Annotated in this window: 20 protein-coding genes; 10 read left to right on the plus strand and 10 right to left on the minus strand. The window is 34.1% G+C overall.

Translation table 11 applies throughout. The features are described from left to right. Nucleotides 1-2: 2 nt before the first annotated feature. From B0G92_RS00355 to B0G92_RS00365, 3 genes are all read right to left on the minus strand, one after another. A complete protein-coding gene (locus B0G92_RS00355; RefSeq protein WP_101470689.1) occupies nucleotides 3-2,252 on the minus strand; it encodes a hypothetical protein in 2,250 nt (749 codons plus the stop codon). A gap of 172 nt (nucleotides 2,253-2,424) precedes the next feature. Beyond that, on the minus strand, nucleotides 2,425-5,109 hold the full coding sequence (locus tag B0G92_RS00360) for a TonB-dependent receptor (protein WP_101470690.1): 2,685 nt from the start codon (nucleotides 5,107-5,109) through the stop codon (nucleotides 2,425-2,427). A 34-nt stretch (nucleotides 5,110-5,143) separates the two neighbouring features. After that, the gene (locus B0G92_RS00365) at nucleotides 5,144-5,992 is read right to left on the minus strand and encodes a GLPGLI family protein (protein ID WP_101470691.1); all 849 of its coding nucleotides are present in this window, start codon (nucleotides 5,990-5,992) and stop codon (nucleotides 5,144-5,146) included. A 121-nt stretch (nucleotides 5,993-6,113) separates the two neighbouring features. On the opposite strand from B0G92_RS00365, the gene B0G92_RS00370 reads away from it, so the two are divergent. The 4 genes from B0G92_RS00370 (at nucleotide 6,114) to B0G92_RS16635 (ending at nucleotide 9,783) form a co-directional block, all read left to right on the plus strand. Then, nucleotides 6,114-7,712, plus strand: a complete 1,599-nt coding sequence (locus B0G92_RS00370) for a sensor histidine kinase (RefSeq protein ID WP_101470692.1) — start codon at nucleotides 6,114-6,116, stop codon at nucleotides 7,710-7,712. Then, nucleotides 7,705-8,385: a response regulator transcription factor gene (locus tag B0G92_RS00375; RefSeq protein WP_101470693.1), complete on the plus strand. Its 681-nt coding sequence runs from the start codon at nucleotides 7,705-7,707 to the stop codon at nucleotides 8,383-8,385. Before B0G92_RS00370 ends, B0G92_RS00375 begins: the two co-directional genes overlap by 8 nt. 493 nt (nucleotides 8,386-8,878) lie before the next feature. Beyond that, nucleotides 8,879-9,268: a surface-adhesin E family protein gene (locus B0G92_RS00380; protein WP_101470694.1), complete on the plus strand. Its 390-nt coding sequence runs from the start codon at nucleotides 8,879-8,881 to the stop codon at nucleotides 9,266-9,268. A gap of 365 nt (nucleotides 9,269-9,633) precedes the next feature. Next, entirely contained in the window at nucleotides 9,634-9,783 is a 150-nt protein-coding gene (locus B0G92_RS16635; RefSeq protein WP_180326382.1) for a hypothetical protein, read from the plus strand. 205 nt (nucleotides 9,784-9,988) lie between these two features. On the opposite strand, the gene B0G92_RS00385 is transcribed toward B0G92_RS16635, so the two are convergent. The 3 genes from B0G92_RS00385 to B0G92_RS00395 form a co-directional block, all read right to left on the minus strand. Further along, entirely contained in the window at nucleotides 9,989-10,330 is a 342-nt protein-coding gene (locus B0G92_RS00385) for a hypothetical protein (RefSeq protein ID WP_101470695.1), read from the minus strand. Then, entirely contained in the window at nucleotides 10,323-11,240 is a 918-nt protein-coding gene (locus tag B0G92_RS00390; protein ID WP_101470696.1) for an IS1595 family transposase, read from the minus strand. The genes B0G92_RS00385 and B0G92_RS00390 overlap by 8 nt, the downstream gene beginning before the upstream one ends. A gap of 311 nt (nucleotides 11,241-11,551) precedes the next feature. Further along, nucleotides 11,552-12,469: a GLPGLI family protein gene (locus B0G92_RS00395; RefSeq protein WP_101470697.1), complete on the minus strand. Its 918-nt coding sequence runs from the start codon at nucleotides 12,467-12,469 to the stop codon at nucleotides 11,552-11,554. Between the two features lie 158 nt (nucleotides 12,470-12,627). Here B0G92_RS00395 and B0G92_RS00400 point away from each other — a divergent pair, with 158 nt between their 5' ends. Both B0G92_RS00400 and B0G92_RS00405 read left to right on the plus strand, forming a co-directional pair. After that, nucleotides 12,628-13,419 (plus strand): hypothetical protein, encoded by a 792-nt coding sequence (locus B0G92_RS00400; protein WP_101470698.1) that lies wholly within the window; start codon nucleotides 12,628-12,630, stop codon nucleotides 13,417-13,419. Then, nucleotides 13,419-14,033: a deoxynucleoside kinase gene (locus B0G92_RS00405; protein ID WP_056072306.1), complete on the plus strand. Its 615-nt coding sequence runs from the start codon at nucleotides 13,419-13,421 to the stop codon at nucleotides 14,031-14,033. Before B0G92_RS00400 ends, B0G92_RS00405 begins: the two co-directional genes overlap by 1 nt. A 53-nt stretch (nucleotides 14,034-14,086) precedes the next feature. Here B0G92_RS00405 and B0G92_RS00410 read toward each other — a convergent pair whose 3' ends face one another. From B0G92_RS00410 to B0G92_RS00425, 4 genes are all read right to left on the minus strand, one after another. Beyond that, nucleotides 14,087-16,528, minus strand: coding sequence for a sodium-translocating pyrophosphatase (locus B0G92_RS00410; protein WP_101471982.1), 2,442 nt, complete (start codon nucleotides 16,526-16,528; stop codon nucleotides 14,087-14,089). Nucleotides 16,529-16,640: 112 nt separating this feature from the next. Further along, a complete protein-coding gene (locus B0G92_RS00415) occupies nucleotides 16,641-17,171 on the minus strand; it encodes an inorganic diphosphatase (protein WP_056072304.1) in 531 nt (176 codons plus the stop codon). A gap of 104 nt (nucleotides 17,172-17,275) precedes the next feature. Further along, complete coding sequence (locus tag B0G92_RS00420; RefSeq protein ID WP_101470699.1) at nucleotides 17,276-19,783, minus strand: DUF5686 and carboxypeptidase-like regulatory domain-containing protein; 2,508 nt, start codon at nucleotides 19,781-19,783, stop codon at nucleotides 17,276-17,278. Between the two features lie 134 nt (nucleotides 19,784-19,917). Then, nucleotides 19,918-20,895: a pyruvate dehydrogenase complex E1 component subunit beta gene (locus tag B0G92_RS00425; protein WP_056072298.1), complete on the minus strand. Its 978-nt coding sequence runs from the start codon at nucleotides 20,893-20,895 to the stop codon at nucleotides 19,918-19,920. Nucleotides 20,896-21,209: 314 nt separating this feature from the next. Between B0G92_RS00425 and B0G92_RS00430 the strand changes: the two genes are divergently transcribed. The 4 genes from B0G92_RS00430 (at nucleotide 21,210) to B0G92_RS00445 (ending at nucleotide 23,961) form a co-directional block, all read left to right on the plus strand. Further along, entirely contained in the window at nucleotides 21,210-21,764 is a 555-nt protein-coding gene (locus B0G92_RS00430; RefSeq protein WP_101470700.1) for a hypothetical protein, read from the plus strand. Between the two features lie 73 nt (nucleotides 21,765-21,837). Further along, the gene (locus tag B0G92_RS16640; protein ID WP_180326383.1) at nucleotides 21,838-21,987 is read left to right on the plus strand and encodes a hypothetical protein; all 150 of its coding nucleotides are present in this window, start codon (nucleotides 21,838-21,840) and stop codon (nucleotides 21,985-21,987) included. A gap of 103 nt (nucleotides 21,988-22,090) precedes the next feature. After that, the gene (locus B0G92_RS00435) at nucleotides 22,091-22,825 is read left to right on the plus strand and encodes a hypothetical protein (protein WP_101470701.1); all 735 of its coding nucleotides are present in this window, start codon (nucleotides 22,091-22,093) and stop codon (nucleotides 22,823-22,825) included. A gap of 614 nt (nucleotides 22,826-23,439) precedes the next feature. Then, entirely contained in the window at nucleotides 23,440-23,961 is a 522-nt protein-coding gene (locus tag B0G92_RS00445) for a hypothetical protein (protein ID WP_101470703.1), read from the plus strand. Nucleotides 23,962-24,024 lie beyond the last annotated feature (63 nt).

Below are 24,024 nucleotides of genomic sequence, written 5' to 3' on the forward strand. Positions count from 1 at the left end.
TTTTAGTACGTTCCGTTTTTCATTTTTTCAAGAACAACTTCCAAATCAGCTTTGCTTTCCTCTTCCATTATATCTGAAAATTTCAGCGCCTGTTCCTGTGTGGCTATTGCTTTCTGCTTTTCGCCATTTTTGTAATAAAGCTGTGCCAGAGTATCTAAATAATACGGATTGTTTTTTTCTATTCTTAAGCTGGATTCCGACCATTGGATTGCTTTTTTAATTGATTCCGAATCCTTGCTTTTTTGAACCACAAACCACGCTGCATCGTTAGAGATATTAGAAAAAGAATTTTTAAAAGACGCCCAATCATTATAAGAATAATCAATTTTATTCTGGGAGGTATATAAATCGTCTAAAATTTCTATTTCATTTTTGCCTCCTTTAAAAACTCCCTTAAAGAAAGCATCATATTCTGCTATAAACGGATTTTCTTTATTCTGGGCTTCTGCAATACCATGTAAAATTCTTAAGTATTCGATGTTTGTAGTATAATCCTGAGGTTTTTTTGCGATTACTTTCTTATAAACATCCATTATCCTGTTTCTATATTTCTCATCGGTATTTTCACCAATTTGAGAAATGCCACTGGAAATGGCCAATGGTAATTGGCTTTCTATGGTCGGGGTATAATCACCATAATAATCTATTGTATCTCCCTGTCCGGATATCTTTTTCTGCTCTTCGAGAATTGCATCATAATGCTTCAGCAAATAGTCAACAGCTTTAAAGTTAGTTTCATCTAATGGTCTTTCTTCATTAAAAATTTTATAATAAAACCCTCTGTTTTGCACTTCGGCTAATGCAATTTTTACAAAATCCATATCTGGTGTTTTGTCTTTTGCATGGCTATTGACAATCCTGTCCCAGGCAGAAAGCAGCTTCTTTTTATCAAAATTTACTTTCGTATAGGCTGTCTGATTTTCATAATTCTGGTATTCCTGTATTGTATCCGACCCGACATCAGACGGGTCTGCAACACCAACAGCTACTTTTATTGGCGGCTCAATAGACCAGCTATATAGATTCTCATCTGAAAGCGGCAACAGTTTCTTTACAATTTCAGAATCTTTCGCTTTTTTGGAATTCAAAACCTTGTTCAAATCTACCGTTGCTTTTACATACTTCAGCTTTTCCCCTATTGAACTATAATAAACATCAAACAAGCTGGCATTTTCCGGTAAATTCTTTTCAGTCTGGCTCAAGATATTTCCATCCGCATCCATGACTATGGTTGCAGATTTAAACATTACATTCTTCGTCGCCCAAGACTCGTCTTTTGCCGTTGCTAAATAATAATTATACTTGTCATAATCTGTATCTGACCCATAAGAACTATAATTTCCTATAGTGTATTGCTGGCTTTGGACAAATTCTTCAAAGGCAGTTTTTGCATTTTTATTGTCCGGGTCATAAGAAACTACCAAAAATTTCTGTGGCGTTTTTTTGGTTGCTTCAATGGCTTTCTGCAAATTGTCCTGCACCACCAGTTTAAAGTTTGACATAGGAGCAACTGCTGCGCTATCTACAACACCATAACCGTACATATCCGTTTTTCCAGGAAAGGTCCAGTCTTTTTTCTTTATTATTTCTATTGGCTTTTCCCTGATTTCAACCACTTTTGGTTTTTCATTTTCTTTTATGAAAGTCAGTGGATTTTTTTTATTTTCAGAAATTACCAATTCGTTCTTTTCATTGTAATAGCCCTGAAGATTTACTTTTCCTAAATAATTAGGAGTATATTCGATTTGAATTTCGTTGGCATTTCTCGGTAAAGCATATTTGTATAAAGATGTTTCTCCACTGTAATCTTCCTTTGCGAGATAAATATATTCTGCTTTATTGATTTCAAAATTAACCTCGGTGTCGTCATAATTCAGTTCGCCTGCCAAATCATATACTGATTTATAATCTGGTTCAGATTTACCGGATTGCGTTCCTATATATATTCCTGAATAATAACCTGAAACGCCTTTTAGAGTTACCTTGATTTTCCCCATTGCAGGATTGGCATCCGGAGAAAAAGCAACCGTAAAATCAGACTCTGTGGAATAATTGTTATTGAAAAACAATGTGTCATTCTTTACTTCATAATCTCCATAAAATACTACGAGTTCGTATTTTTTATTATCATAAAGATTCAATTTGATGTCCTGACCCAGGGAATTGGAAACATAGACCGTTTTTTCGGTTTTATTCTGTGCATAAGAAACCACAGAAAGGAACAGTAAAAATCCCAGAGAATAATTCTTCATATTTTGGCTTTTTAAATGATTTGTCTTACAAATTTAATCGATTTTTTCAGCAAATCTAACTCTGATCCAAAATTGAAGATTATATTTCAGTCGGGCTATATATCTGGCACAGGAGTAACTAACTCAAAACTCCCTACTGCCTTAAGCCTATAGCCTGACTGAAATTGTATTTTTATAAATTATATTTTAATGTCAATATAATATATCTTGGCTGAACCCTGTATTGTGAAGTAGTTGTACGAAACTGATTAAAGCTGTCATCATTCAAGGTTCTGGTGTTCAATAAATTCGTAGCTCCGATTTTATATTCAAACTTGCTGTTTTTCTTTTGGTAAATCAGACTGGCATTTAAAAAATCATATTCGTTTTCTACGGTCTTACTGCTGTTATAGTAGTGATAGAATTCATATTCTGCCACAAAAGAAAAACTATCCAGGAAATAATAATCCAATTTGGCAAATGGCTTGTCAGTATAAAACTTTGAACCCGCATAATCGTTAACCACAAAATTATATCCAACCTCAAGGTTAGGCAAAGCTCTATAATTAGTGGAAGCTCTCAGGGTATAATTCTGCATAAAACTTTCCTGTGTAGTTACATTCCCGTTCTGGATGTTATTGAATTTTGACCAGTTTAATCCAATACCTGCCGATGCTTTATAAAATCTTAGAAAAGAACGTCCATAGGCACCATTAGCACTAATCGTTTCGTCAGCCAGATTGGAATTGTATGGAGTCAAGGTTTGGTTTACATTATCGAAAACAATTCTGCTTTTCACAGCATCTGTCACTTTGCTGTATGAAATATTGGCAAAAATATTCTCCAGATTATACATGCTGTATTTGAAATATCTCAAAGAATGCAATTGTGTTGTTGAATTCTCAAGAAATCTGTTTCCATTGTAGAGACTGCTATATCCGGAAAGCACATTTCCCATTACCAGATTGTTGATATCTGTAAAATTATTATTCAGAGCAAAAGTATATGTTAATGTCTCTGATTTCTTTATTTGATACAAAGCATAGAAATCCGGCAGTATCTTAGAAAAGTTTTGTTTATAATTTGTTCCCAACTGTGCATTATCCATATTGTAATAGTGTGCACTGAATCCTGGAGTGAAAGTAAATTTCCCTGATAAAAATTTATAGTGCAGCCCAACAAAAACGTCATTAAAATCATAAGTCACCTTATTGTTATTCTCCGGCGCTACAAGATTATTCCTGTCACCATTGTCTAAAATCTGGAAAATACTTGAGTTAAAATTCTGATGCGAGTTGGTATTTCCTAATGTCACATTAATATTGCTTTTTGGCGTAAGCATATAGTAATAATCCAATTTGGCATCCAGTTTATTGGTTTTCACAAAACGGCTTTGGTTCAAATTATTTCTGTTCTGATTTTCTACATAACCAGACAAGGCAAAAGGCTGAGTCATTAAATTGGCATTATAAAAAGGATCCTCATCCTGATAAAGATGCTGCATTTCAAAAGCAAAAACATTTTTATCATTAGCCGTGTAATACAAGCTTGCATTTTGATTTATTGAAGTCGGATTCTGTTTTTTCTTTGTATAGATATCTTCTGCAGAAGTAACATCATTTACGATAAATTCCCTGAGCAAATTATTGTTTTCATCCTGTTTTGACTGTTTCATCAGGACATCATAATCAAACTGCAGTTTTGTGTTGGGTTTATAACTCGAGCTAAATTTGAACAGTCCCAAATTACTTTTCTGATGAGCAATTTCTTCATTTTTCTGTCTTACTCCTGTTTCAAGAATAGTACTTCTGGATCGGGTTTCCAAATCAGTTTCAGAAGAAGAAAGAATTGCAAAACCGCTTAGGCTCCATTTCTTGGTCACATTATATGAAAAGTTGGTTGCTCCGAATTTGGTTTCAATTTCTTTTGCCCTGTTATTTCTAAGCATAGCAATTCCTAAATCATTTGAAGAAACATTAAAAGAACTTCCTCCTTTTTGCATCATACCTCTAAAACCTCCTGTGAATTTAAAATAATCCTGTATGGTTAGTGGCAGTTCCCCTATATTATTGAAATTGGAAATAAGGTTAATGCTGTATTTTGGGTTATAATAAAACAGCTTAGGATTAACTATATAACGGCTGTCTTCATGCCCAACTCCTATTCCTGCACTCATGTCACCAAACCAGAAATTCTTTTTGCCATCTTTCAGCTTGATGTTCATCGCTACATTTTCCTCGTTATTTTCAAGGCCTTTCAATGCTCCTATCTCATTATAATTTCGTAAAACCTGAACCTTATCTATCGCATCCGCAGGAATGTTTTTCACTCCCAACTTTGTATCACCATCAAAAAAGTCTTTCCCTTCCACCATCAGTTTCTGAACTTTCTTTCCTTCTACTTCAATCTGACCATCGGCATTTACCTCAACTCCGGGAAGCTTTTTCAAAACGTCTTCCAGCTTTCTTTCGGTTCCTGTTTTAAAAGAATCGGCATTGTAAACAATGGTATCACCTTTTATGGAAACCGGCATTTCCTGTACAATCTCTACCTGATCCAAATCAACTCCTTGTTCCAGTACCAATGTCTGAACCATATTTTCAGCTTGTGTCTGGACATCAACTTCCTTTGCCTGATAACCAATGTAGCTCACCTTTATCTTGTAAGCTGTATTGGCTTTGAGCGACAATTGAAATCTTCCCTTATCGTCTGTAATTGCGTAGGAATCCATTGCCTTTGTAGACTGATTTACTGCCATGACATTGGCCATTTCCAAACCAACGGCATTTGCATCAGCTACAATACCTGAAAAACGTATGTTCTGGGAATATCCTGAAAAGGAAAGAAATAGAAATGTGAGGAATAATATTTTTTTCATTTTGTAAGAGAAATTGGAAATGTAAAACTAATGATTAATTACCTAAATTAATATGGATGTTGCCCTTCGAATCCTTCATGCTTTCCATCTGCTTTTCAATTAGTGCTTCATATTCCTTTTTTGTTACTTTTTTCCCTTTTTTTGGCATTTTGATAACCACCTTATCTTTTGGATTCAATACAATTTTAGAACATAGAATTACTGTTTTCGCATCATTTACTTCCATGATCAGACCTGGCAATCCCCAATATTCACCGGGACCATGGCTCACCGGAATTTCAGGTGTGTACCAAACCGTTATCGTTCTGTCTTTAGGTTCACTTGGTGTAAATAAGACTGTTTTACTTTCACTTTTCTTATTTTTCATTTTTTCATATCTCTCGAGATCTTCTTTAGAAACAGGAATTACACCTATGGCCTTATAGCAGGTAAAGTTTCCTATCTTTTTAGTTTCGTCCACCAGCTTCCAATCCCATTTTGGTAAAGAATCTGACACTAGAAACTCTTTTCCAAAAAAGTCTTCTTCAGAAAGTACCGTCTTATCTTTTATATTTTTATATGATTTACCATCCCCTGATGAACTGGTATTAACCACTACCATTTTTGCTCCTGACGAACCGCTTGGAGATTCCAATCTTTGAGGTTCTTCATAAACCGATTCCGTTTTATTAAAACTCAACTCATAGGTTTTTTCAAAACCTTTTTTCAATTTTTCTTCAAGTGATGCTTGCAAATCAGGAGTCATATTTGAGCCACTTATCTGTATATCATTCATTATTGTTTTTGTCTGGTACGTTGCACGTCCGGTAAATTCCTGAGCCTGCATCAGTTGGAAAGAAAAAAGAGTTGCTGCTATTGCTGCGGTGATTGCTGATTTTATCATGTTTGTTGGTTTTTTAAATTAATGACACAAAGTAAACCACATGAAATCTCATTTTCGGTTAACCAACGTTAACGATTGTTAACGGCATTTTTTCAATGCTTTTTGTTTATACTTTTGAAAAATGAAATCAAAGAATTACAAATACATTTTATTTTTTATTTCCGTAACTATCATCGCAACAATCAGTTTGCAGGTTTACTGGAACATAAAAAACTATGCAGAAAACAAGCAACGTTTGATCAATGACGTTCAGATTGCGTTTGATAACAGCATAGAGCATTATTATGCTGAAGATGTAAAAACCGATTTTATGACCTTTATCGGCAATGACACTATCAAGGATTCTAATTTTGTGCAGAATATTGTTTCAGACTCCATTTTTATCAATGCTATTACAAAAAGAAAAGGGAAAGTAAAGGCATCGAAAAAATTAGTAGCAACAAGCACTTTCACTGAGGATAATTCGCCAAAGACAACTACTGTCATAAAAATCAACAATACCGGAGAAACTTCCAAACAAGAAATCAACTTTATAGATTCTCCAAAATCTCAAAGTTCTAAAGCGACAAAAGGCAAAACCACCGAAATGCACGGAAAGCCGTTTGGATTAGGTCCCGGAAAACTTTCTGAAGTAAAAGTTATTACCGGAAAGCGGGCCATGGACAGCATCTCAAAAATACAGAACTTCACCAATAAAATCCTTATTTCGCTGACCCGCGATTCTATCGAATTCGAAAAAATAAGCAAAACTCTGGATAAAGAATTAGCTCGAAAGGATATTAGCATCCAATACGGAATGCAGCTTTTAAAAATGGATACGGTGTTTCAAAATTATCACTTGAATAAGAACAGCCATTTGCCTTTGAGTACAACTTCTAATTCTACGTTTCTTCCTCCAAACCAAAAGATGAAACTGTTATTTTCAAATCCGGTAATTGTGATTTTAAAACGGAGTATGGTTGAAATCATTCTTTCATTTCTTCTTTCCTTGTCAATAATTGGCTGCCTGTTTTATTTATTAAAAACAATTAATAAACAGAAAAAGGTAGATGAAATCAAAAATGACCTTATCAGCAATATCACCCACGAATTCAAGACACCAATTACAACGGTTGCTACAGCTATTGAGGGTATCCGGAATTTCAACGCTGTAAACGATACTGAAAAGACCAACCGTTATCTCGACATTTCCAACCAGCAACTAAAAAAGCTCGAAATTATGGTCGAAAAGCTTTTAGAAACAGCCACTTTAGACACTGATAAACTTTTGCTTCATAAAGAGCCTACCAATATAATTTCGACGATACGGAATCTTGTAGAAAAGCACAAGGTGATTCACCCTGAAAAAAACATTTCCTTCCATTCCAATATGGAACAGCTAATTGTTGAGATTGATCCTTTTTATTTTGAAAATACGCTTTCCAACCTGATTGACAATGCCCTCAAATACGGCGGAAACATCATTGATATTTATTTAAAATATACTGCCAATATTCTTGAAATTATGGTCCAGGATAATGGTCCAGGAATAGAAAAAGACCAAAGGGAAAAGATTTTTGACAAATTTTACCGAATTCCTAAAGGAAACAGGCATGATGTAAAAGGATTTGGAATAGGACTTTACTATTCCAAAAAAATCATTGAAAAACATGGCGGTACGTTAGAATTGCTTTCCAGCCAGGAACTGACTATTTTTAAAATAAAATTATCTGATGTCTAGCAAAATAAAAATCATATTGGCAGAAGATGAGCCTGCCCTGGCCCAAATTATAAAAGAGAGCCTTGAGACGAGAAGCTTTGAGGTTGTCTTATGCAAAAATGGTGAAGAAGCCTTTGAAGCTTTTTCAAGAGAAAAGCCAGAGCTTTTGGTACTGGATGTCATGATGCCCAAAAAAGATGGTTTTACGCTGGCTAAGGAAATTCGAAAACTGGACAAAAAAACACCTATCATTTTTCTTACGGCAAAATCGCAGACACAAGATGTTGTTGATGGTTTCCAACTGGGAGGAAATGATTATTTGAAAAAGCCGTTTAGTATGGAGGAATTAATTATCCGTATCCATGCGCTTTTAGGCAGAATCCAATTAGAAAAAAACGATGAGAATATCAGTATAGGCAATTATATTTTCAACCAAACCAAACAGACTCTCGATTATTTAGGCAACATACAATTCCTTACACATAGAGAAGCTTCACTGCTTCATCTTTTAATAGAGAATAAGAACGACATATTAGACAGATCTCTTGTCTTAAAAAAGATTTGGGGAGATGATGATTTTTTTAACGGCCGGAGCATGGATGTTTTTATCACAAAATTGAGGAAAAAACTTAGCCTTGACCCAAACATCCAAATTATAAATGTTCGAAGCCAAGGCTATAAATTGATTACGTAACTACTGATCATAAAAAAGACATAGACTGCTAGCAACCTATGTCTTTTTTAAAGCTTTTTATAAAATTAGGCACTAACATACCATTTTACATCAAATCATAATTTAATGAATTCAAAGAGAGTATCAATACTCTCTTTTTTTATTTGTACTGAACGACAAAACGGGAAATAACTTTTGGCGCCCGAAGGGCAAGCCAAAAAAGTTATTCTCGTTTTGGAGTGTTCTATTTCAGCTAATTTTATATAATATTCCTCTATATTTGTAATATAGAAAATATCGCAAAGCGTTAACTTTTATTCTGTCTAATAGAAAGTCTGGTAAATTTTCAATGATACAACAGAATGATAGGTTTAATGCTCACGTTTAGGCGTGGGTACAACTTATTTCATTGTATCAGGTTTACCAGAGCCTCTATTAGTTGATTTGAGTTAGTAAACCCACGCTTTTTTATTAACTAATCTTCACTAAGGGTTTAAGTGATAAACTTAAACCTATGAAAGTATTCTATTTATTACTCCTCTTTTCATTTACTACTTATTCTCAAACTAAGTTTGAATTAATAGCCACGTCAGGTGATAATACTAAATATTATGTAAAGATTGAATCAACAAACCTTGACAATATGGCGAAAACGATATGGCTAAAGATTGAAAAATCTCCTAAAAAGATAAAAAGTAAATCAAATAAAATCGCTTACCATTCACAAGGATATACTTTATATTACATGACTATGTATTGTCATGATAGAAAATATGATAATCCGGAAATTTATTTTTATGATGGTAAAGGACGTTTAATAGAGAAGAATGAAATACTTATTTATAATGCTAATATAGTTCCTGATACAATTATTGAAACTGTATATGATTATGTATGTGATTAAAACCAAGGAAAAAGTGCTAAAAGAAAAGGAATTAATTAATACAAAAATGTTAAAGAAAAGTTATTTTTTTTAGTTTTTAAAATAAAAAAACCTTGAAAACCAAGGATTTAACTTTTTTTGATAAATAATGTAAGAATTAACCACGCGTTTTAATAGTATTTTTTCGAAAAAAAACACCTACCTTTGGCATGCTTATATGGATAAATGCATCCTATTCGGATTTAACCCAAATAAGAATGTTCTTTGTTTATTTAATATTAATTAATTCTTTAATTCATTTAAAATGAAAACAATGAAAACAACAATTAAGTCCTTAACGTGCGGCGGCAGGCTCGAATTATTTATTAACCCTAGATTCATTCTATATGAAAGAACAAGAAAAAGAGAACCACCAGCCTCACTGGTCTAAAGGGTTCGCTAGTCAACTATTGCAAAAAGCCTTAATTGCATTAGTTATTGAAAACAAAGGCGTGATTATAGAAGCAATTTTATCAGTAGTCCAATACTGGTTCTAAGAGCTTCGGAAGATATCCCGATCAGTTCTCGACCTGATTGGGTATCTTTTTTAATTGAATTCACAAATGTGCTTTCAAAAACTTCTACAAAAGTATAGTAATCTTTTCCCGGACCAAAATATACTGAGTTAAAAATTTGTTAAAGTATTGTTAAAAATTTGTTTTTTTAAAACCCTAAAATTCAAGCAATTTGCCACAATTTAGATTATTTGTTCATGAACTTTTTTAGGATTTCATCAAACTTTACTATAATAATATCTTTATCTTTCTTAAGAATTTTATCATATTTATTGAACTCTTTAAAGTCTTTAGATAGCTCTAGTAATGTCAGAACTTTGATTGCTCTTATTAGTATTTTATCGTTTTTAAAGTATTCAACAATTGATATATTGACATCTCTATTATTTTGATTCAATACTTCTAATATATCACTATCGTTTACAGTTTCAATAATATAGTTATAGCAGAATTTGTTGAATAATTCATCTGACTTATTCACTTTATTCTTAAAAAGTTCTTCTAATTGTTTGTAAACATCATTACGCATTTGTTAGGCTTTTATAAGTTAACCTCTTTTCATTAGTCGTTTCTAATAACATATCAAATCTAACATTAATATTTGTATTTCTAGTATTAAACCTAAAAACTGATTCATTTACATATTGCTGTAAATGTTTTCGTGAAGCATGATAATAAACTCCAATTATACTACGCTTGAAATGTGACCAGAAATTTTCAATTGCGTTTGTTGTTGTGTCTCCATCAGCATATTGTTTTTTTCCATGGTCAACAAATGAATGATTATAATATCTTTCTAGTCCTTTATATGCTTTCCATTCATCAGTCATTAAACATGCTTCCTTATTTACAAATTCATGTACTAATGGTTGAATAGCTTTTCTTGAAGTATTAGGTATTACTCTAGCTCTTAATAATCCCCCTTTTTCAATTGCTCCAAATACTGGTGTTTTATCTTTAAATGAACGTCCTTGTGACATTGGAACTTTCTTATCTCTATGACGGTTTTTATTCTTACCACCAACAAAAGTTTCATCACATTGAACAATACCATTTAACTCCCTTAAAAATGATTCATGTTCGGTTGAATATCTTAAGCGTTGTAATATAAACCAAGCTGTTTTTTGAGTTACGTTTAAATCTCTTGCTAATTGATAACTGCTAATACCTCTCTTATGTGAAGTGAATAAATATATCGCTATGAACCAATTTTGTAAAGGTATTTTAGTTCCCTCAAATATGGTATTAGTTCTTACATTGAAGTATTTACCTGTATTCTTACATCTATATTTATTGCCTTTGCATTTATATACTTTAGATGTTTTATCAAAAGGACTAATTATGTTACCATTCCAACGTATTTGTTCTAAATGGTTAATACATGATTGTTCATCAGAAAATGTTCTAATTAGGTCTAAAATGCTTTTGAATTGCAACATTGAATATTTGTTTGTAATTTTCTTAAATATACGAAAAATATTGCAAAAAAGCAAATTATTTGACTACATTTGCATCAAGTTTCTACTAAAAACAACGAAAAAAGAGAGAAAAATATAAAAATTAAGGAAACTAAAAATGATTAGTAACTTTAAATGCCTTTTTAAATGATTTTTTTGAAACTTAATATTAAAACTAAATCAACTAAGATTAAACTAAAAATAAATAGTCTTTTTGGGTGGTTGTTTTAAAAAACACATAGGCAGGAGAAATCCTGCCTATGTTATGTAATCTGCTATATTAGTGCCTAAAATTAATTCCCAATTCTGATTCCCGGTCTGCCGCCTCCTCTTCTGAATTGCTCCTTCATTTCCTCCATTTTTGTCGTTACAATTTCATCGTATTCTTTTTGAGTAACGACCTTGCCTTTGGTAGGTGCTTTAATAGATGTCTTTTCTTTTGAATTGAGTACAATTTTCGAACACAGTATGACCGTTTTATCATCACTAACCTCAAGGATTAGCCCCGGCAATCCCCAATAGCCTTCCGGACCTTGATTGACAGGTATTTCCGGAGTATACCAGGCTATAACGTTTACTTCTTTCGGCATTTCGAAATCATCCATGAAATTGGTTTTCTTTTCTTCTGTTTTTTCCTCTTTCTTGTCTTTTGTTTCTTCCTGCTTTTTCTGTCTGAAGTTTCTGAAATCGGACTGGACTACTTTTTTTACAGCTGTAGCTTTATAGCAGGTATAATCTCCTATCTTTTTAGTTTCACCTTCTAATTTCCATTGTAATTTTGGCAATGTGTCTTTTATTAAAAATTCCTTGCCCATAAATTCCTTATCAACGGCAAATGTCTTTTCTTTTACATTTTTATAATAGGTGCCACCGCCTCCCATCATAGAAGACATCATTCTGAATCCTCCGTTATTCTGACCCGGAGTATCCAGTTTTTCATCTTCCTTGTAGATGGATGCTGCCTTATCGAAATTGAGAATAAAGGTTTTCTCCAGCATTTTCTTCATTCTTTCTTCGATAGACTTTTGCATTTCAGGTGTTATTTCTCTATTTCCCGAAAATCTTGACTTCATATCCGGAGCACTTGTTTTGGTCTCATAGACTGCCATTCCTTGAAATTCCTGAGAACCCATTGCAGAAGTTCCTTGCTTTTGAGCATAAGAGTTGGATATCGAAGCCAACATCATTAAAAAAATCAGGTGTTTTTTCATAAAACAAAATTTAGTATACAAATATGACGGATTTGAACAATATTTGCTACAAAGCTTTTGTTAAATAATTTTAAGCTATTAAAAGTCACAACCCATCACTATTAAATATTTGTTACATCGTATGCATCTGAAAGGATATTCGTAAATTGGCACCTACTATGAGAAAAATTATTTTTATAGCCCTGACCCTGATTCCCTTGTTGACATTCTCACAACAACAAAGCATCATTCCTTTTTTTTCCAACTCTGAAAAATGGGAAACAGGGCAGTATATAGGGAAAGATAATTTTGGTAATTTTTATTCAATCAACCAAAATGAATTTAAAAAGACCAGTCCAAATCAGTTGTATTTCTATAAAAATGTTTCCTTAGGTAAAATCCATCAGGTCGATTTGCAAAACCCTCTTCAATTGGTTTTGTTTTACAAACAGTTTACAACAGCCGTCCTTCTTGACAATCAGTTGAATGAAACCGCAAGAATTAATTTTTCCGAACTGCAAACACCCTTAAATCCGGAAGCTGTGAGTCTGGCATCGCAAAACAGATTATGGGTTTATGACATGTTGACCCAAAAACTGGGACTATTTGATATTCAGAAAAGTACCTTTCAGTCGATAACACCTTCTTTTAAAGAAAACGTAAAATTCTACCAATCAGATTACAACTATTTTTATTGGATAGACACCAAACAAAACTTATATGTTTCCAACCTGTTTGGAAAAGTAAATTTTCTTGGTCATGTTCCTGATTACAGTCAGTTACAGGTTGTTTCTCCGAAACAAATTTTGATGAAAATTGATAATGGATTGTTTCTCTACAATTTAGAAGACGAGTCGTTATCACCTATTCAATTAAATGAAAAAAGCTTCAGCCATTTTTCTTTTAAAGACCAAATTTTATCTATTTTTACCGAAAACGAAATCAGTCAATATAAAATCACATTACCGTAATGCACATAGCAGTAGCAGGAAATATTGGAGCCGGAAAAACAACACTGACAAAATTGTTAGCAAAACATTTTAAATGGGAACCGCACTTTGAAGACGTAGTAGACAATCCTTATCTTGATGATTTTTACCACCAGATGGAACGTTGGTCGTTTAACCTTCAGATTTATTTCCTGAACAGCCGTTTCAGACAGGTACTTCAGATACGCGAAAGCGGAAAAAACATTATTCAGGACAGAACGATTTATGAAGATGCCCATATTTTCGCTCCCAACCTGCATGCGATGGGATTGATGACCAATCGTGATTTCAACAACTACAAATCGCTTTTCGAATTAATGGAATCGTTGGTAGAAGGTCCGGATTTGCTAATCTATCTGAGAAGCTCTATCCCGAATCTGGTGAACCAAATCCATAAGCGGGGAAGAGAATATGAAAACTCTATTTCTATTGATTACCTTAGCCGGTTAAATGAAAGGTATGAAGCCTGGATTCAAAGCTATACCAACGGAAAACTACTGATTATAGATGTTGACAATATCAATTTTGTAGACAATCCGGAAGATCTGGGAGGTATCATTAACCGAATCAATGCAGAAATCAACGGATTATTTTAATCTTAAAACATAAAAAAAGCCTTCCAATTGGAAGGCTTTTTCTTTTATAAAACTTATTTCTTTTTGTAGGCTTCGAGTTTTGCAGCAACTTCTGCTTCAGTTCCTTCAAAGACCTCAACAGCTTCAGCAGAATCTGTTACAGTAGTAACGGTAGCTTTTACTTTTCCGTCGGCATCTTTTATAGATTCAATCCTGATTTCTTTTGTTGATTGTTTTACTTCAGGAGCAGGTGTTGTTTCATCAAGAACGATTTCAACTCCTTCCAATTGGTCAATTACCGGTTTTGCTTCATGGCCGCCCAAAATAGGAGCGATTACCAAACCAATCAGACAGGTAAGTTTAATCAGAATGTTCATTGAAGGTCCGGACGTATCTTTAAACGGGTCTCCAACCGTATCACCTGTTACCGCCGCTTTGTGGGCATCAGAGCCTTTATAGGTCATTTCTCCGTTAATCATTACGCCTGCTTCAAATGATTTTTTAGCATTATCCCAGGCACCTCCTGCATTATTCTGGAAAACTGCCCATAGTACACCGGAAACGGTAACTCCCGCCATATATCCACCGAGCATTTCTGCAATCAGTTGGTTATTGTCTGCATAAACTAATTTTCCGATAACAACAATCAGTATAGGGAAACCAATCGTAAGAATTCCGGGAAGCATCATTTCTCTTAAAGCAGCCTTTGTAGAAATATCGACACATTTTGCATATTCCGGTTTTCCTGTTCCTTCCATAATTCCAGGAATTTCGCGGAACTGTCTTCTTACTTCATACACCATATCCATTGCGGCTTTTCCAACAGAGTTCATTGCCAATGCAGAGAATACCACCGGAATCATACCTCCAACAAAAAGCATTGCCAGAACCGGAGCCTTAAAAATGTTGATTCCGTCAATTCCTGTAAAGGTTACATAAGCCGCAAACAAGGCCAATGATGTCAAAGCCGCAGAGGCAATGGCAAAACCTTTTCCTGTTGCTGCAGTCGTGTTTCCTACTGAATCCAGAATATCGGTACGCTGGCGCACTTCTTTTGGCAATTCGCTCATTTCTGCAATTCCTCCGGCATTATCCGAAATAGGACCGAAAGCATCAATCGCCAATTGCATTGCTGTTGTTGCCATCATAGCAGAAGCCGCCAAAGCAACTCCGTAGAATCCTGCAAAAGCATAGGAAGCCCAAATTGCAGAAGCAAACAGCAATACGGTCGGGAAAGTTGAAACCATACCTGTTGCCAAACCGGCAATAATATTGGTTCCTGCTCCTGTACTTGATTTTTGTACGATAGCCAAAATCGGCTTCTTACCTAATCCCGTATAATATTCCGTAACCGAAGAAATTACGGCTCCTACAAACAATCCTACCAAAGTCGCATAAAATACCCTCATTGAAGAAATTTCATGATAACCCTCACCATAGAATTTCATTTTCATTGTTTCCGGGAGCATCCATGTCACTAAAAAGTAGCAGGCAACTGCTATCAATCCGATAGAAACCCAGTTCCCAACGTTTAACGCGCCTTGAACCTGAGCTTCTTTAGCGTCATTATTTTTAATCTTAACCAGCATTGTTCCGATGATTGAGATAATGATTCCCACACCGGCTATAGCCATTGGTAAAAGAATAGGCCCTATTCCTCCGAATGCATCTGAAATGCTTCCGCCCATATCTTTGATTACATAGTTTCCTAAAACCATTGCAGCCAAAACGGTTGCTACATACGAACCGAACAAGTCGGCTCCCATACCTGCAACGTCACCTACGTTATCCCCTACGTTATCGGCAATTGTGGCCGGGTTTCTTGGGTCATCTTCCGGAATTCCGGCTTCTACCTTCCCTACCAAATCCGCTCCAACGTCGGCAGCTTTTGTGTAGATTCCACCGCCTACACGAGCAAACAGGGCAATTGATTCTGCTCCCAGAGAAAATCCTGCCAATGTTTCGAGCAAGACGGTCATTAATTCATTTGCGGTCCTTGTTTCTCCATCATAAATTCCCTCAACCCATTGTCCGTTCATAAAGAAATGGAAAAAGAAAATGAAAAAGGCGGTAAGTCCTAAAACGGCAAGACCTGCAACCCCAAGTCCCATAACCGTTCCACCTCCAAAAGATATTTTTAATGCTTGCGGCAGGCTTGTACGGGCTGCCTGAGTCGTCCTGACATTTGTTTTTGTAGCAATCTTCATTCCCATATTACCTGCCAAAGCAGAGAATACTGCCCCGAAGATAAAAGCTATCACTATGGATAAGTGTGTGGTAGCTCCCGGTAAAAATGTGATTGCTGCTAATGCGATACTAGCGCCAATAACGAAAAAAGTTAATAATTTGTATTCTGCTTTAAGAAAGGCTAAAGCTCCCTCGTAGATGTATTCTGAAATTTCTTTCATCTTTCCATCTCCAGGATCTTGTTTTAAAACCCAAGATCTTTTAATCGCCATAAAAAGAAGTCCGACTACAGCAAGTATCGCCGGCACATAAATCATTATTGACTCCATATAAAGTTTGTTGGTTTTGGTTAATAAGTGTAAATGTAACGAAACCAACATAAATAAAAAAGCAATATTCTTGATTGAATATTGCTTTTTTAATAATTTTTTAGGAATTCGATTATCTAATGCTAAATAATTCTTCTGGTCTGTTTTCTAAAGATTCAAAACGATCAACACATTTTTCGATGATTTCTTTTGCTTCATTTACATCACCCCATCCTTCTACATCAACTTTTTTCTGCTCCAAATCTTTATATACCTGGAAGAAATGCTCGATTTCTTTCAACATGTGCGGGTTCATATCGCTCAAGTCATTCAATTTATTCCAGATTGGATCAGATACCGGAACACAGATAATTTTCTCGTCTGGTCCTTTTTCATCTGCCATGTGGAAAACACCGATTGGCTTTACTTCCATTACACAGCCTGGGAAAGTAGGCTCTGTTACCAATACTAATACGTCAAGCGGATCACCGTCTAATGCCAAAGTTTCCGGAATAAATCCGTAATCTGCAGGATACATCATCGAAGAAAACAACATTCTGTCGTAACGTATTTTTTTCAGGTTGAAATCGTATTCGTATTTATTTCTGCTTCCTTTTGGTATTTCGATCAATACATCAAAAGATTTTTGCTTTGCTGCACTCATATTCTAAATTTGTTTTCAATACTATTTTAGCGGGTGCAAAAATAAGCATTAAGATACATTGAAACAATAAAAACGCACACAAACAATTTAAAAATAAGGATTTCTTAAAAATAGAAACCAAAAGACGCCTTTACGGTAAATTTATTGGCATCAGGAAGGTCAAGATAGTTTCCTCTCCAAGCAAAATCAATACGCAAAACCTTGAAAATGTTCCCGATTCCAGCATGGTATTCCCAATACACATCTTCCGGTGCTCTGTAAGGTATAGCTGTTTGAGCATTTATAGCCCTATTCTCGTCAGAAATGGTTCCATACACCCCTTTGATTCCAATAATTTCCCTCCAATTCAGTTTGCGAAGGAAAGGAACCCTTGCAAATAATCTTCCGTTGAAATTATGCTCAAAATGGAGCGAAACATATTCATCCGCCATAAACTCATAATAGTTCATGAGGTTATAGGTATTGTCAATGATAAAGAATGACTGGTTTCCAGGCACAACTCCCATTAATCCAAGCGGAACAGTTCCAAAAATCTTACCGGCTTCAAACGTAGTAAAAAGTCGTCCAAAGCCTCCTACCAATACCGGCTGTCTGTAATAGAGCTGTACTTTTTCATAATCAAAGTCACTTCCAAAAACTCCTTTTATTCCCTGGCTGAAACTCAGGTATAATCTGGCAAAATTCGAGTCTACATTGGTGCGTTCCACACCATACCCAATTGGTCTTCTGCCCGGCATATAATCAATTGAAGCATTAAATTCGTATTGGTTGACTTCGTTTTCTATTACACCCTGCGGATTTTGCGAATCGGGCATAACTTTATAATAATCCAGACTAAATGTGTTTGGCGAAGCCGATTTCAAAGTTCTGTATGACATTCCTGCCTGAAAAACAAGGTTCTTTAAAGGTTCTACTTCGGCAGAAAAGTTGGTCAGATTCACCGAAGTCAGCTTGCTGTTATCTCCACTGGCAAATAAAGAAGACGAGGCGAAACTTCTTCCCAAAAGGTCATTGGAGGTTGTAAGGCTAACACCTATCTGTTCAATGTCACGTCTGTTTCCTCCCGAAATTATAAATCGGTTTTTCTTATCCAGCAAAATCTTTCCCGAAATACCATATTTGAACTGGTTGTCTTTAAATCCATAAGCTGTATAGGCCTGAATACGCCACGGGTCATTTGGTCCGAAATAGGTCCTTCCTCCTGTACGGACACGAATTCCTTCTACATCATTATATCCGAATGTGGAGAATATAGGTCCGTAATCAAAATTATCCATTTCGATATAGCCACTTCCCAATATGGAGACGAGATTGTAAAGCCGCTTGAATTTCTTGACGGTCTTGAGCGTATCCAACATCTTATAAACCCCTTTTTCATCCTTGTTCAGACTTTCGAAGCGGTTTTCGTTCCAAAAATCATCCGATTTGGTATAGATTTCCGGGTCGTAGAAATTGACATCTTCTTTATAGAATTTGTCTTCTTTTTTGATATCAAATTTATGGTTTCGGAAAAGTGTTGTTCTTTTTCCATATACTCCCCTGGATTTATCTTTTTTAGAGAAGGCAAAATCAGACATCATATGGTCTCTTGTCAGCAAAAAAACCGAATCGTTCAGTACTTCAAATTCCTGTTCGATATAGATTTCCTTAACCCAGTTGATATTGGCACCACGGCTTGCCGTAAGGTTGATTTTCTTAATGGCAAATGTCGTATCGTTTACCCAGAAATCTCCTTTAAATGTAAGTTCGTTTTTTCGTCTGGGATAAAATACAATATTGTAGCACCATTTATTATCGATATAAGTACTGTCATGCAGCACATAATTATAGACATTAATTCCTGTTCTTGAAAGCGGGCTCACAAAATCTTTATCAAAAAACTTCAGGTAATTGTCATAGATATCGTATTCTGCATACAAATCTTTTATGAAAGCGATTAACTGCTGGTTGTTACTAAATCCGGAGTTTTTATTGGCTTTGGTAATTTCTTTTAGCTTTCCGTTGGTGTTGTCGCCATAAACCTGACTCAGGGCTTCATTGATGAAAATAGGGAGGTATGATTTTCCTGTTACATCTGAAGTATCGACCTGTTCAAAAACAAATTCCATCCCTTTGAACAGCTTGCTTTTCATCAGGGCACTGTCAATAGTATTCAGGTCAAATTCAACCTTTTCGTATTTGTCATACTGGTATTGTTTGAATTGGCGCAGTCCGTTTTTTTTCTTGCGGGCCCATATTTTCCTTAAAATGTCTATGGCCGGATTATTCTTTTTTGAAGTCTTTCCGGTATAAATAACCACCTCGTTCAGCATTTTTCCGGCTCCCAGATTGATTTCCATATTGTAGGTAACCGCTTTTTCGATTGGAACTTCTTTCGGTTCCATTCCAACAAAAGTTACCACTATGGCACTTTGGGTTGATTTGGATTCCAAATAGAATTTTCCTTCCTCGTTGGTAATAATTCCTTCTGTGGTTCCTTTGAAAACTACGTTTGCATAAGGAAGCGGCTGCTTGAACTCATCATAAACAATACCGCTTACTTTGGTTTGGGCGGTCAGAAAGTTTATACAAAGAAAGAAAAAGCTTAGGCTTACAAATATTTTCTTAGTCATATTGTGCTGCAAAAAAAAACTTCATCAGAATCAGTCTGATGAAGTTCCAAATATAATCAATTTGTTATTTGATTTTCTGATATTCCGATTTTTTGATTATTCGGAAAATCCGGCATCCAAAAGGACCCAAAAATCTATCTATACATTACTTTTTTTACTGCTTTAACAACATCTTCCGCATTTGGCAACCATTCTTTAAGTAATGTTGGAGAATAAGGAGCCGGTGTATCTGCAGTCGTAATTCTCTGGATTGGAGCATCAAGGTAATCAAAAGCTCTTTCCTGAACGATATAAGTAATTTCAGAAGCCACACTTGCAAATGGCCAGGCTTCTTCCAATACCACCAATCTGTTTGTTTTCTTAACCGATTTTAAAATCGTATCGTGGTCCATTGGACGCACTGTTCTTAAGTCGATGATTTCACAAGAAATTCCGTCTTTCTGTAATTCTTCCGCAGCAGCGTATGCTTCTTTGATGATTTTTCCAAAAGAAACGATTGTTACATCAGTTCCTTCTCTTTTGATATCGGCAACACCCAATGGAATAGTGTATTCTCCTTCCGGAACTTCGCCTTTATCGCCATACATCTGCTCTGACTCCATAAAAATCACAGGGTCATTATCACGAATTGCCGATTTCAACAATCCTTTAGCATCATACGGATTTGACGGAACAACTACTTTCAATCCCGGAGTATTGGCAAACCAGTTTTCAAAAGCCTGTGAGTGTGTTGCAGCCAACTGTCCGGCTGAAGCCGTAGGTCCTCTGAAAACCATAGGCATTGGAAATTGTCCAGCCGACATCTGACGCATTTTAGCGGCATTGTTGATAATCTGGTCAATCCCTACCAACGAAAAGTTAAATGTCATGAATTCTACAATTGGACGGTTCCCGTTCATTGCAGAACCTACCGCAATACCCGCAAAACCAAGCTCGGCAATCGGAGTGTCGATTACTCTTTTTGGTCCAAACTCGTCCAACATTCCTTTTGAGGCCTTGTAAGCACCGTTGTATTCGGCCACTTCTTCACCCATTAAATATATAGATTCATCACGACGCATTTCTTCACTCATCGCCTCGCAGATTGCTTCTCTAAACTGGATTGTTCTCATATTATGTTTTATTATCTTCTTAAAATTGAAAGGCAAAAATAATTATTTTAAACAACTAAATAGAATAAATTATCTATTAGTTATGAATTATAATCCTTGGATTGTGAGTTTTGAGAATTGGGACTTTTACGAAAACGTTTTAGCTGAATAGTTGAACTAAAAGCAAAATTTTGAATTCAGCAGTATTTTTAAAAACTGGGTACAAGGCTTTATTTGTAAAAACAAAGAGAGCATCTATCAGACCATCAAAATTATTTTTTTAACCCGTTAAACATTTAATTACATTTAACTTTTTCAATAATAATGAATTCAGAATGAAAAAAACAAAGTGGATTATACTATTTGCTATCTCATTTATTTTGTGCGTCTTATTTTATATAAAATATGATAGTAAAGGGTATGAATATGGATTAGGGTGCAATTATTGCAACAAAAAAATGCCATACCACTTGACACCATATGATGAACGTGATGGCTCTCGATTTTCGTTTACATTAAAAGATGAAGACGATTTTGAATTGGTAGGGACTGGTTTTCGATACCAGACTATTAATTTTGAAATAAAGAACCTTTTGGCCTACGGATACAACGATACCTCTGTAATTGTAAAATGTACCGATAGCTTAAATACTATCCGATATTTAATTTCTTTCGAGACAGGCTACACAAGTAAAAAGGGTAATCCGGAAATAAGCTTTAAAGATTTAAGCATCAATGATTTTCAAAAGGTAAAAGATAAATACAATTGGTTTGAAATTGATAAAGAAAAAGGCTATGCGATAGATAGAAACAAATTTTTATTTGTGCTTGGTGCTTTGCTCTCGTTGGTTTTTGGTCTTTTGGGGTTATTTAAGTTAAAGAACAAATAAGAGCAAATGTTATCGTTATTTTATCCTATAAATAATATTCCTAAAAACTAACGAATTTAAAAGTGAAAATAAAATGTTTTCACAATCTTACATATGGAAAGTAGATTCGATAATATGGGTATTAAAAGAAAATTCCGACTACATTGAAATTTCTAATTTTGATTTAAAAAAATTAGACGAACTTTCTATTCCGATAAAAGAATTGGAAACGTTTATTGATTGAAAAAAAAAAAAAAATCCCAGTTATAATTTCTTAAATGATTTTCAACACAATAAAATAGAGATACAAAAAGAAAATCGAACCCATCTTTATAAACAATTAAAAAATGAGAAAAATATTTTTATTGCTTATATCTAGTTTTTATTTGATTGGTTGTAAATCACAAAAAACAGATATTGAAAAACAAATAGATTTAGCAGGAATTTATTTCGTTAAAGATACGTCTGAAAAATTAGAAATTAATCCTGATGGAAATTACATTTTATATAATCCGAAAGGCAATGACCATTATGAAACTGAAAAATGTGTATATGCATCAAAAGGAAAATGGAAATTGTTAAGTAATGATGTATTTGAAATAACAAGTGAAGACTACCAAGTAAAACAAAAAGGATTTGAATATGAATTGAAAAAGGAAAATAAATATTCTCAAGACAGCTTATATATCAATGTGGAGTTTCCAAATGATTTTCATCCCGTTAAATTAAATTTCTATTTTAACAATAGCAACAATAAATCAATTCACACTGAAAGCACAGTAATAAAACTACTTAAATCAAAATATTTGTTACCAAAAAGCACTTATTCTATCAATAGAAATCATATAACTTTCTCTTTAGATGCAAATATTTCTGGCACTAATCTTTACAATGGAAGAATTCTATTTGAGGTTTTTGAGGAAGATGTTGACACAGAGAAAACAAATTATTTAACTATAACTTTACCAAATTTCGATCTATGCTTTTATGAATTTGAGCCTTATAATCAAGAAATAATTTTTATAAAAAATACAAAGGAGCTATTTTGGAAAGGTTATGTGTGGAATAAATTACACAATTAAGAATTCCGAAATTGGTGTTTTTTTTGTCATAATATTGCTATTTGTTATTAATTCAAATATTAAAGTAAAACAGATGAAAAATAAATTATTTAGAAAAATATTACTGATTATTGCATTTTATAGGATGGTTATTTTATTTATATCACACATCTGTAACCTATCTAAATATATCATTATCTGACAATTACAATGCTTTTAGTCAAGAAGATATAAATTCTCTTTTATTTACTCTGAAATATGGATTTATATTATCATTTTTCTCAATATTTTTTACATTTTTATTGTTGCGAAATAAGGAATCTCGATAAGGTTATATATCAAAAGAGGTATCATCACTCTAAATAATACAATGTTTTATATTAGTTTGTAGATACAATAAAAATGGCAAAAGAGCTGACTATACTAGTCAGTTCTTTTGGTAAAAAGTAAACCACGCCACTAAAAATTAGTGCATTTCTATTTATCCTTCAGGGTTTAATGCAGATGGAAGTATAAGTGGTGATTATGGCGACAGAGTGTATCGCCGTAATTTTGAAACGAGATACCCAAACAGAATACTATTTTTTTTGAGTTAGTACATACTCTAAGACATGAAATTTTAGTTTAATATAACTATGAAACATATAGTCCAAAACCCAAAAAAGGTACTACTTATTAAGTCCTTAATTTATTTTTTATCATTATTACTGTTATCTTGTAATGTTGAAAACAACAAGAACACCTATGAAATAACGGATAAGCATCTAATCAAAATATTAGAAGAGTTTATAGAAGTATCCAAACAACACAATAGGCAGGTTGAAGTTATTACAGAAAAAAAGATAATAAATACTGATATTATAATGAATTTTTATGTCAGCAATCACAAAGACACGGTATTAACTTTTATTAATACTAAGCCATTTACATGTGAAAACATTAAGGGCTTGGCAACTATTAACGGATATAATGTTTATTTATACAGTACTCTGGATACAAATTTTCTTGACAAGAAATTCAAAATAACAAAACCTTTAGACAGTTGCGAAAAACATATTGAAAAAAGGATTATAGATGTTAATTTCCAAACTTCTTATTATGTTAAAAATAATACATTTATAAAAATGGCGGTAATAGTAGAGCAAATGATAAAGTAACAAGTTTTTATTATGTAGGGCATTCAACACCTGGAGATTTAGATGTTGGCTATCAAGGGACAG

The sequence above is a fragment of the Flavobacterium lindanitolerans genome (assembly GCF_002846575.1).
Lineage (GTDB): Bacteria > Bacteroidota > Bacteroidia > Flavobacteriales > Flavobacteriaceae > Flavobacterium > Flavobacterium lindanitolerans.

Excerpts from the sequence above, each read along its gene's own strand:
- B0G92_RS00380 (WP_101470694.1), top strand. The coding sequence starts at position 8,879 with ATGAAAGTATTCTATTTATTACTCCTCTTTTCATTTACTACTTATTCT.
- B0G92_RS00415 (WP_056072304.1), bottom strand. The coding sequence starts at position 17,171 with ATGAGTGCAGCAAAGCAAAAATCTTTTGATGTATTGATCGAAATACCA.
- B0G92_RS00430 (WP_101470700.1), top strand. The coding sequence starts at position 21,210 with ATGAAAAAAACAAAGTGGATTATACTATTTGCTATCTCATTTATTTTG.
- B0G92_RS00400 (WP_101470698.1), top strand. The coding sequence starts at position 12,628 with ATGAGAAAAATTATTTTTATAGCCCTGACCCTGATTCCCTTGTTGACA.
- B0G92_RS00385 (WP_101470695.1), bottom strand. The coding sequence starts at position 10,330 with ATGCGTAATGATGTTTACAAACAATTAGAAGAACTTTTTAAGAATAAA.
- B0G92_RS00355 (WP_101470689.1), bottom strand. The coding sequence starts at position 2,252 with ATGAAGAATTATTCTCTGGGATTTTTACTGTTCCTTTCTGTGGTTTCT.
- B0G92_RS00425 (WP_056072298.1), bottom strand. The coding sequence starts at position 20,895 with ATGAGAACAATCCAGTTTAGAGAAGCAATCTGCGAGGCGATGAGTGAA.
- B0G92_RS00410 (WP_101471982.1), bottom strand. The coding sequence starts at position 16,528 with ATGGAGTCAATAATGATTTATGTGCCGGCGATACTTGCTGTAGTCGGA.
- B0G92_RS00370 (WP_101470692.1), top strand. The coding sequence starts at position 6,114 with ATGAAATCAAAGAATTACAAATACATTTTATTTTTTATTTCCGTAACT.
- B0G92_RS00445 (WP_101470703.1), top strand. The coding sequence starts at position 23,440 with ATGAAACATATAGTCCAAAACCCAAAAAAGGTACTACTTATTAAGTCC.
- B0G92_RS00375 (WP_101470693.1), top strand. The coding sequence starts at position 7,705 with ATGTCTAGCAAAATAAAAATCATATTGGCAGAAGATGAGCCTGCCCTG.
- B0G92_RS00365 (WP_101470691.1), bottom strand. The coding sequence starts at position 5,992 with ATGATAAAATCAGCAATCACCGCAGCAATAGCAGCAACTCTTTTTTCT.
- B0G92_RS00435 (WP_101470701.1), top strand. The coding sequence starts at position 22,091 with ATGAGAAAAATATTTTTATTGCTTATATCTAGTTTTTATTTGATTGGT.
- B0G92_RS00390 (WP_101470696.1), bottom strand. The coding sequence starts at position 11,240 with ATGTTGCAATTCAAAAGCATTTTAGACCTAATTAGAACATTTTCTGAT.
- B0G92_RS00395 (WP_101470697.1), bottom strand. The coding sequence starts at position 12,469 with ATGAAAAAACACCTGATTTTTTTAATGATGTTGGCTTCGATATCCAAC.
- B0G92_RS16640 (WP_180326383.1), top strand. The coding sequence starts at position 21,838 with ATGTTTTCACAATCTTACATATGGAAAGTAGATTCGATAATATGGGTA.
- B0G92_RS00360 (WP_101470690.1), bottom strand. The coding sequence starts at position 5,109 with ATGAAAAAAATATTATTCCTCACATTTCTATTTCTTTCCTTTTCAGGA.
- B0G92_RS00405 (WP_056072306.1), top strand. The coding sequence starts at position 13,419 with ATGCACATAGCAGTAGCAGGAAATATTGGAGCCGGAAAAACAACACTG.
- B0G92_RS16635 (WP_180326382.1), top strand. The coding sequence starts at position 9,634 with ATGAAAGAACAAGAAAAAGAGAACCACCAGCCTCACTGGTCTAAAGGG.
- B0G92_RS00420 (WP_101470699.1), bottom strand. The coding sequence starts at position 19,783 with ATGACTAAGAAAATATTTGTAAGCCTAAGCTTTTTCTTTCTTTGTATA.